Here is a 242-nt window from a genome sequence, read left to right on the forward strand (position 1 = left end):
CCCTCAGGGTCTGCCCCACCCTCGGCGTGCCGGAGATGTGCAGATTGGTTACCGACGGCGCCCCATAAGCGTCTACCGACGGGCTGCTCTGTACCGCTCCGGCCAGTGCTGGCTGGCTGCTGCCCGTCGGCGTCACCACCGCCTTAATGCTGTAACCCGCATCTCCGGCCTGGAGGGTATATTCCCGGCCGGTGGCTCCTTCGATCGGCATCCAGCTGGTTCTCTCATACCTCGCCCAGATA

Annotated in this window: 1 protein-coding gene; it reads right to left on the minus strand. The window is 64.9% G+C overall.

Translation table 11 applies throughout. The features are described 5' to 3' along the window. The coding region (locus INF73_RS11305; RefSeq protein WP_193547297.1) for a hypothetical protein at positions 1–211 on the minus strand (211 nt) is incomplete at its 3' end. Between the last annotated feature and the right edge of the window lie 31 nt (positions 212–242).

The organism is Enterobacter cloacae complex sp. P6RS, from assembly GCF_014982245.1.
GTDB lineage: Bacteria > Pseudomonadota > Gammaproteobacteria > Enterobacterales > Enterobacteriaceae > Enterobacter > Enterobacter bugandensis.